Genomic DNA, 15134 nt, shown 5'->3' with positions numbered 1-15134 from the left:
CTCGTGGAGGCCGGCATCTGCAAGGGGCGCGAGGGGCGCCCCCCTGCAGATGGCCTCCTCCGCGAGGGCACCCAGGAAAGACGGGTGCGGCCGCTCACGAGGCAGACTGGACCCGAGACGTCAGGAGCCGCACGCCATGGCCATTTCCGTATTCGACCTCTTCTCGATCGGCATCGGCCCGTCCAGTTCCCACACGGTGGGCCCGATGCGGGCGGCCGGGATCTTCGCGCACCGCCTGAAGAACGAGGGGCTGCTCACCCACACCGCGGCCCTGCGGGCGGAACTCTTCGGCTCCCTGGGCGCGACCGGCCACGGCCATGGCACCCCGAAGGCCGTCCTGCTCGGTCTGGCCGGCCACTCCCCCCGTACCGTCGATGTCGAGACCGCCGACGACGAGGTCGCCGCGGTCGGCGCCACCAAGCGGCTGAACGTGCTGGGCGCCCACGAGATCGCCTTCGACCCGGACACCGACCTCGTCCTGCACCGGCGGCGCTCGCTGCCGTACCACGCCAACGGCATGACCCTCTTCGCCTACGACGACGCGGGCGCGGTGCTGCTGGAGAAGACGTACTACTCGGTGGGCGGCGGCTTCGTGGTGGACGAGGACGCGGTGGGCCAGGACCGGATCAAGCTGGACGACACCGTGCTGCGGCACCCGTTCCGCACCGGCGACGAACTGCTGCGGCTCTCCCGCGAGACCGGGCTGTCGATCTCCGCGCTGATGCTGGAGAACGAGAAGGCGTGGCGCGGCGAGGCGGAGATACGGGCCGGGCTGCTGGAGATCTGGCACGCCATGCGGGAGTGCGTGCAGCGCGGGATGACCCGGGAGGGCATCCTGCCCGGCGGCCTGAAGGTACGCCGCCGGGCCGCGCAGTCGGCCAGGCAACTGCGCGCGGAGGGCGACCCGGCGGTGCACGCCATGGAGTGGGTGACGCTCTACGCGATGGCGGTGAACGAGGAGAACGCGGCCGGCGGGCGGGTCGTCACCGCCCCCACCAACGGCGCCGCCGGCATCATCCCGGCCGTGCTCCGCTACTACCTGGACTTCGTGGCCGACCCACGGATGCCGCAGGCCGACCAGGACGACGCGGTGGTCCGCTATCTGCTGGCGGCCGGCGCCATCGGCATGCTCTTCAAGGAGAACGCCTCCATCTCCGGCGCCGAGGTCGGCTGCCAGGGCGAGGTCGGCTCCGCCTGCTCGATGGCCGCGGGCGGCCTGGCGGAAATCCTCGGCGGCACGCCGGAACAGGTCGAGAACGCGGCCGAGATCGGCATGGAGCACAACCTCGGCCTCACCTGCGACCCGGTCGGCGGCCTGGTCCAGATCCCCTGCATCGAGCGCAACGGCATGGCCTCCGTCAAGGCCGTCACCGCGGCCCGCATGGCCATGCGCGGCGACGGCCGCCACCATGTCTCCCTGGACAAGGTCATCAAGACCATGAAGGAGACCGGCGCCGACATGAAGGTCAAATACAAGGAAACCGCCCGCGGCGGCCTCGCGGTGAACGTCATCGAGTGCTGACCCGGTAGGCCCTGACCTGGGACTTCCCGTCTTTCAGCTCTGTCGGAGCCTTCCGTGCCTGCCCGGCGGAATGTCCGTCGAATGTCTGGGCCGCGGTCATCGCGGCCGCCGGCTATCGGGGCACCGGCTTCCTCGTTCCGCACCGCCGCGAACGCGGCCGGACCGAACTGCCGGCTCGGAACGAGGAGCACGACACCTCTCATCGCAACGTCCGGGCCCGCGTCGAGCACGCCTTCGCGCGGATGAAGTAATGGAAGATCCTCCGAGACTGCCGCGTCAAAGGCGACGGCGTTCACACCGCCACGCTCCACAGCGCCCAGCTGCACAACCTCGCCCACGTGAGCTGGCTCCCGCCCCGTACGAGACTTGAGAGGCCCAAGGAAGGTGATTCCCCACCTCGCCGCTCGGAGGACGTTCAACCGATACAGAACTCGTTGCTCTCGATGTCCAGCATCGGGATGAACAACTCGTTTTCCTCATCGGCGTACAGCGTTTGTGCATGGGCCGCACCGAGCGCGACCAGTCGTGCGCACCCCGCTTCGAGCGCGGCAAGGCGCTCATCTCCCACAAGCCCGGTGCTGACCCGGACGTCGAGATGGACCCGAATTCTTGACGATCTTCCCTTCCGGGACACGCTGGAAATACAGGCGCGGGCCCACGCCTGAGGGATCACTGCAGGCGAACTATGATCGCCGCTTTTCCGAAGGCAGTGTCAATCTGCCCACTTGATGCTCCCGTCAGATCGAGAACGGTGAAATTCATTCCAGTCTTGAGATACAGATGAGACCGGATGGAACCCAGCATTTGCCGCATGTTACCTCGCGCCCACCCCGTCGGACCGCCAACCGCATCATAGGAGTCAACATAGTCGGGTGCATTAGTGTCAACGTACCCGTGGAGGTCTCCACTGGTAAATTACGGATCTGCCCGCAACCGGTCTGCCGTAGCCGGCTCATCTCCCTTGAGGGCAGAAGTCGGGCATATGCCTCCACCGGTGTTATGCACCAGGATCGGCGTGGTCCCGGCGAGTACACAGCACGCGTGGATATCGGCGACGGTCAGGTTGTACATAAGCACTGCCTGGCTAAGGCAGAGGTGCTCTCCTCTGGAAATGATTCGAGAGGAGAGCACCTACAGTTGCCAAATCGCCAGTCCACAGGATCCGAGGTCCTTATGTGAAATCATGGATCAGTCGTCAACCAGGAAGTCAAGGCCGGACAGCAAGTAATCGCCGAACGAAAAAACGGCGGCGAGCTTTTGGTACCTCGCCCAAGATGAACGGTCCACCGGTAGGAAATTGGAGAGATAAATCCTGAGCAAAAGTCTAAACGCCAACTCTGGAGAAGCCGACCGCGCGCAAGATTCGAGCGATTGGCGCAGCCTTTTCACGTCCGACTGTTGAGCTTCACTGCGTCCGCCATCAGGAAATGCGAAAGATGCGGCAGCAATCACCTCACACACACTAGATGCAACACTCGAGGTGCTCCACAGAGGATCGACATCAACCGGCACACCCCCATAGGACTGCTGCCACTGGCGACAGGCGGTGCTCACACGCCAAAGGAAGTGGCGCCCTTTCTCCGGCGCATTGAATCGGTAATTCCCGCCAGTTGCCATCGTCCATAGCAGTTCGATCTGACTATCGCCCAGCGGCGAATCGATCAGCACGACTACGTCGTGCTCAAGTGCAGCCGCCTCCTGCTGTAGCGACTTACTCGCGACCAATTCCTGCCCAACTGAAAGGTAGGCAAAGGCGACCCCCTCTACCGACCCCAGATGAGCCCAGTCTTGATGGAAGAGTGCGGCTAGTCCCGTTAGCCCGAAGTCGAAGCTAGTAAACCTCTCCATGACTTACTCTCACTTAGGATAGAGGGTCGAGATATAGAACCCGCCAGGATATCCCTTAGCTCGCGTCAATTGGATGAAATAACCGTTCCCTGCCGCAGAGCTGGATCCATCCGAACGGAAGGTAGTGCCCAGTGAATTATTCGCCCCAAACCTTCCAGAGAAGGTAAGCTGCTGATTGGGTCCACGCAACCAGTTCTGAATTCGACTTGCATTATTTGCAGTAGCATAATCAGCGACCTGCTGAGCAGTTTGCCGATCCACAAATACGCTATTCATACCGCCCGGCTTGCGCGCCGCCAGGGAAATCGCCTCTTGGTCCGAAATTCCAACATGCTCGTCGAGTGTGTGCGCCACTCCAGGAAAGTCGTTACCTGCTCCCGTGAGACAGGAAGAATTGTGAACCAGTACCGGGGTCTCACCGACGAGTACATAGTACGTGTGCAGGCGGTCAACGGTGAGGTCATAGGTGGTGATGGGCCGGGTGTAGCTGCGCACCGCAGCGATGAGCAGCGCAGGCCCGTTCGGCTGGCGGAGGTGTTCGCCCGCGCGGAGTTGGGAGGCGTCTACCCAGCGGGCGCGGGTGATGTCCCAGTAGGGGTGGTTCTGAGTCGAGGTGATCTTGCGGTTTCCCGAGGCCGTGTGGACCGTGAGGTCGGTGAAATCCCGGTCCGATGTGGTCGTAATGACGTTGGTGACGTTTTCCGATTGGGTCACACCAGTGAGGGGGTCGGTGGCCTCAATACGGTCGCCCTTTTTCACTGTGGCGATGGGCTTGTGTTTTCCATCGGCCATGAGGACTTGGGTGTCGGCCGCGAAACTGTGTGTCGCGCAGAGACCGGCCTCTTCCGCTCCGAAGTCCGCAAGTTCTTCGTTGGACAGCTTCGATGCCCCGCCTCCGACCACCCCACCTCTTCCCATCAGCATCTCAACACTCGCGTCTGCCATTATGGCTTGCTCTACATCTTTCGCACCGGCTTGATGCAGATCGGCGAGGATGAGAAACTCAAGGTTTTCAAGATGGCGTATCCACGCGAGAACCACCGACAGCGAAATAGGCGTGTCGTAGGCAGTTGGATCTTCGCAATCATAGTCGAAGCCATTGCAGTCTTTGAGAATTTGCTGATAGAAAAGCTGCCGGAATTTGGAGAAATTCCTCATGTTATTGCGGATGACGACATTGGGGTAGATCTCGGTGTACCCGGTTTTTGTCGTCGGATCGGACTGCCTCATGTCCTGGCACGTGCGATCACATTTGTTAGCGTTGGGGTCACATTGGTCGGTGTCGCCGCAGTGGTAGTTGTCAGCGCTGCCGCCGCCGGCCGGCGAGGCGTCGCTGCTGCAGTCGGAATCCCCGTTCTGGCCGCACTCGGATCGCAGCCCTGTCGGGTCGCTGTTGCTGACGGGGCTGTTGCCGGCGTAGGCGTAGCCGTTCCACTGCTGGGGCTGGGACGCGTCCAAAAGAGGGTCAGGGTTGAGGAAGCGGCCTGTGGTGGGCTGGTATTCGCGGGCTCCGAGGTTGGTGAGTCCGGTCGCAGGGTCCTGCGTGCCGCCGACGAAACCGTGGTCGCCGGCCCATGAGGTGGGCTGGGTACCGCGGGGGTTACCGAACGGATCCGCGGGACGGCGGCTTTCGGCGAGGGTGATGGAGTCCAGGGCGAGGGTCGCGGTGCCGTGAAGGTCGGCGATCTGCCAAGTGAGATTCGTTCCCTCGCGTACAGCGGTGATGCCGTTGGGCAGGGTGTAGGTGCGGGTGTCAGTGAGAGCGCCGCCGGTACCGGTGTCGAGGACGAGTTCGTCTCCGCCGAAGGTGAGAGTGGTTTTGCCGGGGTCGCGGCGCAGAAGTTGGTTCCCGTTTGCGTCGTAGAGGTAGCTGGTTTTCCCGGCGGTGCCGGCGGTGGTGACGTCGGCAAGTTCGTCTTCGGGACTCCAGTCGAGGGTTGTGGTGCCTGCGGTGGCGGTGAGTGCGGTGGTGTTGCCGAGGGCGTCGTATTGGTAGGCGGTGGCGCCCGGGTTGTTAGGGCCGGTGCTGGTGGTGGAGAGCAGCGCGTGCGGGCCGCCGGTGCCGCCACCGGTGTTGGGCGCGGTGGTAGGCGTGTTGGGCTGGCCGGGCTGTCCGAAGACCTGCGTGGTGACGATGTCCTTGGTGGTGTCGCCGCCGGTGTCGTGCTGGGTCAGGCCGGTGCGGTTTCCCAGAGAGTCATAGGAGTATGAGGTCCAGTACGCCGCGGGCCCGCCGACAGTGGTGTGCCCTGGTGCGGCGCCGCTGGTCGGGGTGGTGTTCTTGCAGCCGCCAATATTCGGTACTTCGGGCTGGGGTTCGGTAGTCGTGCTTCCGGTATCGGTCCAAGCCGCGGTGAGCCGGCCGAGGTAGTCGTTGGTGAAACACTGCAGGTCGGTCTGGGAGGGGGTGTTGTCGGCGATGTTCTGGACTGCGGTGATCTGCCCTGCGGGGTTGCGGAGGTAGGTGGTCTGCTGAACCTGGCCGGTGGAGGAGGCCTGCTTGTCCAGGTAACTGGACAACAGCGACCCGGTGGCCAGGTCATAGTTGTCCGTGGCGACGATCTCGGTGCCCCATGGATTGACGGTGGTGCGGATGGGGCGGCCGAAAGCATCGTAGTTGGTGGCCAGGTCGTACGTAGTGGAGCTCCCGAAGGTGAGCAACGGACCGTTGACGTCGTACGTGTAGTTGACCGTCTCGGCCGGCAGGTCGCCGCGAGCGTCGGTGTGCGATGCCTTGAGTGCCCCGGTGATCGGGTCGTAGATCTCCTGGGTCGTGAAGGGGCCGGCGAGTTTGCCTTCCGACGAGGGCAGGGTGAGCTTTGTGCCGGTGGACCGGTAGCCGATGTCGTAGCCGGTACTCTCGGTGCTGTACGCCTTAGCAGTGTCGCCGTCGACATACCGCGTGGACTTGACGGGCTGTCCCTTGGCACCAGGCAGGGTGTCGTAGGTCCAGGCGGCTTGCAGGACCGGGGTCGTTGACGGATCCGTGGTGCTGTGCTCGGCGGTCTTGCGGCCGAGCAGGTCATAGTCGTAAGACAGGGTGACCTTGCGAGCGTCCGTTGTCGTGGCGAGTCGGCCGTCGGAGTCGTAAGTCTGGGTGGTGGTTCCGGTGTCCGGATCAGTGACGCTTGTCTGGCGGCCTCGCAGGTCGTAGGAGTAAGTCCAGGTGTCCTGGTTGCTGGCGTCGGTGCGTGTGTCCGGGTTGCCGGACGGGGTGTAGGTGTACGTGGTGACGTCGGCGTCGCTCGCGCGGCCGGTCGGTGATGGTGTCCGGTATTGCCAGAGCTGACTGGCGCGTCCTGCGGCGTCGGTGATGACGGTGGTGGCGGTGCCTCCGGTCGGCGGGGTGGTGTCGGTCTCGTCCACGCCCGGGTACGCCGTGGTGGTTCGCCACTGCTCGATGGCGTAGGAGGAAAAGACCGTGGCCGTGGCGCGGTCCTGTCCGTCGTACACCGTGGATGTTTCGTTCGGGACTTGGTCGTCGTCTGCCGAGAACAATCCCGAGCCGGGAGCGGCACTGTCGTCATACCAGGGGCCGCGGGTCTTGACGGCACGGCCGTGGGAGTCATAGACGGTGTCGGTGAGGATCCGACCGTGATAAGCGGAAATACCGGGTGTGGTCTGTGTTTGGCGGGGTCGTCCGACACCGTCGAAATATTGGACGGAAAGGCTGTACCGTGAGCCGTCGTTCATCAGGGCTGCTGAGGTGACCGATGAGGGCCCGGCAGAACCGTTGACGGCATAGGTGTAGGTCTGGTTCGGGTTCTGCGTGGTGGTACGGCCCGGCGCCCACACCTCCACAAGGCGGCCCAGCGCGTCGTAAGACTCGGTGGTGACGTTACCGTTGATGTCGGTGGCTGTCAGCGGCAGGCCTCGAGCCACATCCAGGGTGGTAGTGGAGGTCCAGCCGGTGGCGCTGCCCGGAGCAGGGCTGGTGACCGTGATGGTAGCCGGTAGTTCTCCGGCGCTGGCTGACGTGTAAACGGTCGATGTGGTCGCGCCCTTGGTGTGCTGCGCGTCGGTGGCGTTGGGGTCGGTGAGCGAAGTGACCCGGCCGTAGCTGTCGTAGGTGGTGCTCGCGGTAGTGGCGTACACCGGCTGACCGGATCCGTCGTAGCTGTCGAGAACCTGGACGGAGCTGACTTCACCGAGAGCGCCGGCGGATCCGAAGGCCAGCCCGTCGTAGATGGTGCGGTTGTCTGCGACGGTGTTCGCCTTTGTGCCCGTCGCGGAGCACGCTCCTGAACCTGTCAGGGTCTTGACCTCATCCGGCAGTCCCGTCATCAGGGGGTTGCTGCTGGCGGCATACAAGGTGAGGGTGCACTGTTCCGGCTGGTCGTCGGCAACCTCATCCACGCTGATCGTGCGGTTCGCGTGACCGGAGTCGGTTCGTGTGGTCGTTACCGCTGTGCGCCACGTGCCGTTGGCTTTGAGACCCTTGGTGGTGACGACGGAGACGGTTGAGTCGTACCGGGCGACGAGATCCGGCAGCCCTGTCCCTCGCACGTGGGTGGCTGTCGCGGCGGACGGGGCGGTCGGGTTGCTGACCTTGTAGGCAGTCACTCTCCCGCCCGCCCGGTCGTAATTGTCTGTCTCCAGTACCTGTCCAGAGAGCCAATCGGCATCGGTGACGTGCTCGCCGAGGCTGTCGGCGACCGTGACGCTTCGGGTTCCGCCGGCTGTCTTGTCCCCGTCCATGCCCTGCAGGTACGTGGTGAGGGTCTGCGTTATCGGGCCATCCTTGCCGGAGCCCGTAGTTGCGGTGACGGATGCGTAGCCGCGGAACTGGCCCCAGGTGCGGGTCTTGGGGTCGGTCAATTCACTGTCGTCGTAGTGCCAGGCAGCCGCGCCGTAAGCGTAGTGGGTAGCGACCGATGTAGAGCCGGAGACCGGGTCGTTCTCGGTGACGGAGTCGACCTGGTAACGGTTGAACCAGTCCGAGGCCGGGTTGGCGCCATATGCCGTTCCCGGTGGGTACCACATAACGTTGTAGCAAGCCATCGTGTCGGTGTCCGCGGAGGCGGGCATGACGTGGTTGATCCGGGAGCAGGCCGGCAATTTGTAGTCGACCTGGATCTGCTCGCCGGACTCGGTGGTGATGGTCTGGATGCGCGGCCGGTTGAAGATGGTCGGTGCGGGGACGAGATTGGTGCCGTCGACACGGTTGGGCATTTCCGTCGGTGTGAAGGTCACCGGAGGCAGCGGAACCGTAGGGGCACCGTCGTCGCCGGTGCGTTCGATGGAGTCCAGCCACATGGTCGGCTTGTTGCCGTCGGACGGATCCGGGTAGCTCTGGTTGAGGGTGTAGGTGTCGACATTCTTGAGCGCACCGGCGGACTGCACCTGCGTGGTGATGGACTTCAGGCGGATGTTGGACCAGAAACTCGGACCATAGTTGTTGCACGTGCCGGTTGCAGCGCAGTTCTGGTCGTACGGCACGTCTGGCCAGTGCGCGGCATTCGTGGTTCCCAGAACGGCTTTGTCGCAGCTGAAACCGCCCGTGGTCGAGCAGCGGCCCTCAGCCGCTGGGGTGAAGACGACCTTCGCCGCCGGCTTGAGGGTTCCCTTGGCCGTCACCTGGTCGGACAGTCGCTGCCCGTAGGCAATCGAGGAAAGGGCCCCGCCGCGGGTGTAGGAGGTCAGCGTTCCGACGCCGGAGTTCTGGCCGGCGCCACGCTTGTAGTAATTCGACTCGGCGCTGTAGGTGTAGGTGGTCAAGTTACCGTGCGGGTCGACCGCGTAGTCCAGGTTGAAACGCCACCCCATCTGGCACCAGGACGTGTTGCCCTTGGCGGAGTCGTAACAGGGGTCGGTGCTGTTGGGCGAGTACACCGGCTCTGACCAGGCCGAGTTGGTGGCGGCGTCGGTCTTGTCTCCGCCGGGCAGGTGGTTGAGGCCGAAGTAATAGACCGTGCCGGAGGTCGTGCTGACCTTGATGTACTCGCCACTGGAGGTTCCGTTGGACGCGCCGGTGAGGAACTCCACCTTGGAGCCGTTGTCGTCCTGCAGTCGCCATGTCCCGGTGGTGTCGTCGCGGACGAGTTCGCTGGAATGCCCGCCGAGGGAGAGCGTGGCGTTGTACCCGCCCCAGCACATATCGTTCGAGTGCGCGAGTCCCGCCACCAGGTCACATGATTTGTAGGAGCGCTCGACGTAACCCGGGCTGTAGTCCCATCCGTCGCCGATCCAGGATGCCTGGGCATTGGTCGACGAGGTCCGTCCGTCCACGGACGACGAGTCGTAGGACAGCGCGACGGTCGGGGCGTCGCTCGCGATGGCGGGCGGTACCTGGATCGGGTAGCTGTAGGTGAAACCGCCGTTGCTGGATCCAGCAGTCCAGTTGGAGCTCGGAGTCAGGCTGGTGGCCGCGTAGGTGCCGCCGCCGCCGCCAGAGCTGGTCTGCGGAGCCAAAAGGAGGGCCGGGGTCTCGATAACGGCCGCGCTGCCGGACTGGGCGCCAGCCGTTCTCTCGGTGGGAACCGTAACGTCGGCTACGAGGCGGTGCGTTGCCGGGTCGTATCGCGAGGGGACCGGGGTCTGCTTTTGACAGGCGGCATTCTGCGGAGTGCTCAGGGCGCACTGCGGGAGTTCGACAAGGTGGGAACGCGCGGCGGCATCACCGCCGAAGGCCGCATCGAGCTGGCTGACGTCGACACCGATTTCGACCTCGCCGGCGGGCCCGACAGTGCTGCGGGAGACAGCGACCACCGGCGCGTGAAAGCCGGCCTTGGCGGCCGTGGCTGTCGCGACCACGTTGACGCTGATAGGCGTGCCCGCGGCCGACGGCGTGATGGTCGCCGTCCCGCCAGCCGCGGTGGTTGTCCTGGCGGGTTTGGCGGACGGGCGGATCCAGACCGGCAGGAGGCCCGCACGGGACGGCAGCGGCCGGCTGCCCGTCGAGGCGGCCGGAACGGCAACTCTTGCGGCGCCGCTCGCCGAGGACGCGGCAGCCGGCCCTGCCCATGCTTTGGGTACCGGATAGTGCGGCTCAAGGTGCGACGGAGCGGGCATGTTCGTGCCCTTGACCGAGGCCGTCCGCGGCAGCGGCGTATCCGAGGGCGACCAGATTTTGTGCGGATCAGCCGGTTTGGCTGCCTCAATTGCCTGGGCCGACACCGGAGCCAGCAGCGTGGCCATGGTGGCGAGCACCGTGAACACGCCCAGCCATCCCGAACGGCCACGACGTGCGCTTGGACGCACTCGTCCCCAACCCCCCACGGGTTCCCCCTCGCATGCAAAGGGCCGCCAGGTTGACTCCCAGCGACCACAGACGGGCTGAATGTAGCGAACGGATCGAACATTTGATCAATTCTCGGTCCGATCTTTACAACACCTTTATCTTTGCCACTCCTGCCAAATGGGACAGTCCACCGAGTAAGGGCATGTATCGGAGTTACGCGCTTGACGGGCGTCTGGCACATGCACTTACTGTGCGACTTCCACGGGTGTTTGTTCGAACACTCGCACAAGGGGAGGGGACCCGATGGGGGGCATCGGCATGTCCGCACGCGCTGTTCGCCGAAGGCATCCGGGACGCAAGACCACCGGAGCGCTTATCGCGCTCGTACTGTCCGGCGCCGCACTGATCAATGTGGCGGGCCCGGCACACGCCGATGGCCCCGGCCCGGGAGACGGACACATCACCGGGCTACCGGCCGATGCGGGTCCTGAGGACCAGGCGATGGCCCAGGCCCAGGCGTCCGGGCAGCCCGTCGTCGTCGACGCGCTCACCACGCCATACGCGCAGACGACCGCCAATCCGGACGGCACCTTGACGCAGAACAGCACAGTCGAGCCGAGCCGCGTGGAACTCGACGGCTCCTGGGTTCCGATCAATGCCGACCTGCAAACGAACTCCAGCGGAACCCTGTCGGCCAAGGCACCCCTCAACGCCCTGACGCTGTCCGGCGGAGGAACCACACCGCTGGCGACGCTCTCCAGTCCCAGCGGCAAGTCCCTTTCGATCACCATGCCGTTCGCGCTGCCGGCGCCGACCCTGGACGGCGACACCGCCCTCTACGCCAACGTCCTGCCGGACGTCGACCTCGACGTCACGGCAACGGAGTTGGGCGGCATACGGGAGGTCCTCGTGGTGAAGACCGCCGCCGCGGCGGCCGACCCCGGCCTCACCACACTGCACCTGGCCACCACCGGCGCCGGGCTGACCATGCAGACCGACGCCCAGGGCGGCCTCCAGGCCGTGGACGCTACCGGCGCCCCCGAATTCGTGGCCCCCGCACCGACCATGTGGGACTCCAGCACCAACGGAACAGCCGCCCCGGCCACTGCCAAGGTCACCAGCGTCATCACCCCGCAAGAGACTGACGGGGCCGACAGCAGCACCACCGAGGGACCCGGCACCGGCGCCCGGACCGCCACCATCCCGGTCACAACCAGCGGCGACAGCGTGAGTCTCACCCCTGTCACCGATGTGCTGCACGGAGCTGACACCCACTATCCGGTGTTCATCGATCCCTCTTACATCCCATGGGAAACCGGAGACCCGAGCTGGACGTGGAGTCAGTCCGCCCACCCCAGCTCTGACAACTTCGACTTGTACGGCTCCTCGCACTCAGCACAGCCCGGACTGGGCCTGTGCGGCACCTACCCCGATGGCGGAAGTTGCGTCCCGTCCGACAAGGAACGCACCTACTACCAGTTCAACCTCGGCAATCTCCACGCCACCGAGGACACCATCGGTTCGGCGACACTCCGGGTGACCCAGACCTACTCCGCCGACTGGAGCTGCACCAACACCTACGCCGTGCACGCGTATTACTCCAACAACGCCATCGGTAGCGGTACCAACTGGGACAACCAGCCGGGCGGCAGTTCGGTGGGCGCCGCAGACAATGTCGGGGGGACCGGCTCCACCGGATGCAGCGGCAACGTCGACTTCTCCTACAACACCATCTCCGCTGTGCGCGACATCCTCGACAACACCGATCCGAAGACCCTCACCTTTGCCCTCTATGGCGACGAGTCGAACGAGAACGGCTTCAAACGCCTCTCCAACAAGGCCCTTCTCACCATCACGTACGACTCCCTCCCCAACCTGCCGACCAACTTCACCGCCACGCCAACCCCGCAATGGGCGTCAGCCCACACCACCCAGCCCTGTGAATCCACCGCCAACTCAACCACCAGTGCGTTCGTCGGAAACCCGGGCTCGCAGGGTCTGACACTCCAGGCGAAGGTCTCCAGCCCCACCAACCCGCCACAGCCAGTGCGCGGCTCGTTCGACATGTGGGACGCGGCCGGCACCGTGGACACCGGCTACACCGCCTCTGGCAACTCGGTCTCGTTCACCGTCCCGCTGAGCAAGCTCGCCGACGGGGACTCCTACGGCTGGGACGTGGCAGCCGACGACGGGATCCTCACCTCCGCCGCCGCCCCTAGTACACACTGCCACTTCCGCCTGGACCTGACCCCACCCAACGTCAGTATGCCCACCGAACCGACCCAGATCGCCTCCAGTGCTCTCGCCAGTACCTTCCCTCCAGCCGGCAACGGCCAGACCACCGGGCTACATACCGGGCAGGGAGGATACGTACCCTTCACCGCGACCGACCCCGCACCGCACGGCCCCAGTTCCGGACTGGCATGTCTGCACTGGAGCTTCGACCCCACCCTGGCCGACGCCGGCTGGCAGTGCGGATCCAACTTGCCGACATCGGCCGGGCTGGTAGCGTTCCCCGCCCATTGGGGAACCAACATCCTCTACGTCCAGGCGGAGGACAACGCCGGAAACTTCTCCGGCATCGCCTCCTACGCCTTCTACGTCCCGTGGAATCCGCACGGCCCCCAACCGGCCTTCGGTGACACCACCGGCGACGGCTCGCCCGACATTGTCACCCCCGGCAGTGACGGCAACCTCTACGCCCATTCCGTTCCTGGCAACACGGCTGCCATCAGCCCCGCTGTATCCCTCGCAGCGAAAGCCCCCGATTCACCGGCCGGTGACACCTGGAAGAACTACCAGATCACCCACCGCGGCAGCATGCGCCTGGACTCGCACGTCGACGACCTGATCGTCCACAAGAGCGGCGCCTCCCAGCTGTACTTCTACAACAACCCCGGCAACACCGGAGCCGACGGCCGTTTCGACGTGTCAGCAGTCCTCTCCAAGCCCGCGTGCAGCAACTGCACCGGCTACGCCACCGACTGGTCCACAACCCTCCAGATCTCGGCACTCGGCGACGCCTCCACGACGCAGCTCAAGATCGACGGCAACTTCGACTCCTACACCGGCCTCCTCACCACCGAAACCAACAGTGCAGGCGACGCCGGCCTCTGGTTCTACCCGACCATCTCCCCCGGAACCTTCGGCGAGCCCGTGTGCCTGTCCACCACTGGCTGGAAGAACGAGGACCTCGTCTCCCCCGGTGACACCTCCGGCAGCGGAAAACCCGGCCTGTGGGCCCGTGACCGCACCACCGGCGCAATCACCGCTTACACCTTCACCACAGGCACCCTGACACCACTGGACCCCTTCGGTGACCCCTTGCCGTACACCGTGCCGACCGTGACTGCCATCGCCTCCGCCACGACAATCGGCAGTCTCCCCCCGGCCGGCGACCCGACAATCGGCTCCGACGGTGACCTCACTGGGGACGGCATCTCCGACCTGTGGTCCATCTCCAGCACAGGCTCCCTGACAGTCCGTCCCGGCACGACGGGAAACGGAACATCCACCAGCGCCGTGACCGGTTTCGACCCCCTCTTCACCATCGGTAATGCGGCCAGCAGCTCCGACCAGTGGTCCCTGAAGAACACTCTGACCGACACCGACGCCCAGAACCCGGCCACCGCGTTCGGCGGCACCGGCTGGGGCCCAGACCACACCGGCGAGGCACCCGGCGCCGCAACCTTCAACGGCACCACCGGCTACCTCAAAACCGCCCACCCAGCCCTGGACACCACGAAGAGCTACACCGTCTCGGCTTGGGTCAAGCTCAACACCCTCACCTCAACCCAGACCGCCATCAGCCAGGGCACCGTCAACCATCAGGCCTTCTATCTCGGCTACCACGCCGGCCTCTCGTCCTGGTACTTCATGACCATCACCAGCGACGCAGTGACCACCAACTTCTCAACCGCCAGCGGCGGCACTCCCACCACTGGCACCTGGACCCACCTCGCCGGCGTTTACGACGCCGACTCCAACGTCATGTCGCTCTACATCAACGGCACCCTCACCAGCAACGCCGCCCTCAACACCACCCCCGTTTACAACTCGTCGGCGCCCCTGAACATCGGCGCCACCCTCACCCTCGGCAGCAGCACCCCTTCCAACCAGGTCAACGGCTCTATCGCCGACGTCCGCACCTACCCCGCAGCCCTCACCGCCGATGAAGTCACAAGCCTCTACACCGCCTCATAACCACACGGCCCCGGCCCCTGCTCCCGCAAACAGCGGGGGCCGGGGGCCATCCCAAAACCAAAAAGGCCGCGAAAAACAGCTGTGCACAGGGATTTTTCAGCACCTCCGAAGAAGAGTCCCGAGCCGGGTCCTTTGATGAGACGGGCCCGGAGCCGGGCCGCTGAGGTATCGCTCGCTTCTGCCATGCGTGATCAGGTCCCCACCGAGCCCGCTACCGACCGCTCCCCCACCCCCACGGCAACGGTGCCCCCCTGCCCGTGCGGATTCGCCGCCGCAGGTGGGGCGTTGCTTCCGGTTGCCGGCCCCGGGCGAGGGGGCGGCAGGGGGCGCTGGGCGCATCGGTGCGGTGGTGGGGCGCGGAGGCAGGCAAGAGCACAGGCG

General features: G+C 65.1%; 5 protein-coding genes and 1 pseudogene. 3 read left to right on the top strand and 3 right to left on the bottom strand.

What is annotated here, in order from left to right:
- Window positions 1-136 precede the first annotated feature (136 nt).
- Together OG552_RS26015 and OG552_RS26010 are read left to right on the top strand one after the other, a co-directional pair.
- Entirely contained in the window at window positions 137-1522 is a 1386-nt protein-coding gene (locus tag OG552_RS26015; RefSeq protein ID WP_329136898.1) for an L-serine ammonia-lyase, read from the top strand.
- Window positions 1523-1620: 98 nt separating this feature from the next.
- Window positions 1621-1857: pseudogene (locus OG552_RS26010) on the top strand (transposase family protein); the annotation flags it as partial.
- Between the two features lie 80 nt (window positions 1858-1937).
- Here the strand turns inward: OG552_RS26010 and OG552_RS26005 are convergent.
- From OG552_RS26005 to OG552_RS25995, 3 genes are all read right to left on the bottom strand, one after another.
- Window positions 1938-2156 (bottom strand): VOC family protein, encoded by a 219-nt coding sequence (locus tag OG552_RS26005; RefSeq protein ID WP_329136896.1) that lies wholly within the window; start codon window positions 2154-2156, stop codon window positions 1938-1940.
- Window positions 2157-2710: 554 nt separating this feature from the next.
- Complete coding sequence (locus OG552_RS26000) at window positions 2711-3370, bottom strand: hypothetical protein (RefSeq protein ID WP_329136895.1); 660 nt, start codon at window positions 3368-3370, stop codon at window positions 2711-2713.
- Between the two features lie 9 nt (window positions 3371-3379).
- On the bottom strand, window positions 3380-10528 hold the full coding sequence (locus tag OG552_RS25995) for an RHS repeat-associated core domain-containing protein (protein WP_329136893.1): 7149 nt from the start codon (window positions 10526-10528) through the stop codon (window positions 3380-3382).
- Window positions 10529-11051: 523 nt separating this feature from the next.
- Between OG552_RS25995 and OG552_RS25990 the strand changes: the two genes are divergently transcribed.
- On the top strand, window positions 11052-14753 hold the full coding sequence (locus OG552_RS25990; protein ID WP_329136891.1) for a LamG domain-containing protein: 3702 nt from the start codon (window positions 11052-11054) through the stop codon (window positions 14751-14753).
- Window positions 14754-15134 lie beyond the last annotated feature (381 nt).

This window comes from Streptomyces sp. NBC_01476 (assembly GCF_036227265.1).
In the GTDB taxonomy this organism is placed as follows: Bacteria; Actinomycetota; Actinomycetes; order Streptomycetales; family Streptomycetaceae; genus Actinacidiphila.
Note: the sequence above shows the minus strand (reverse complement) of the source record. Positions and strands in the feature narration are given on the sequence as shown.

Excerpts from the sequence above, each read along its gene's own strand:
- OG552_RS25990 (WP_329136891.1), top strand. The coding sequence starts at position 11,052 with ATGGCCCAGGCCCAGGCGTCCGGGCAGCCCGTCGTCGTCGACGCGCTC.
- OG552_RS26000 (WP_329136895.1), bottom strand. The coding sequence starts at position 3,370 with ATGGAGAGGTTTACTAGCTTCGACTTCGGGCTAACGGGACTAGCCGCA.
- OG552_RS26015 (WP_329136898.1), top strand. The coding sequence starts at position 137 with ATGGCCATTTCCGTATTCGACCTCTTCTCGATCGGCATCGGCCCGTCC.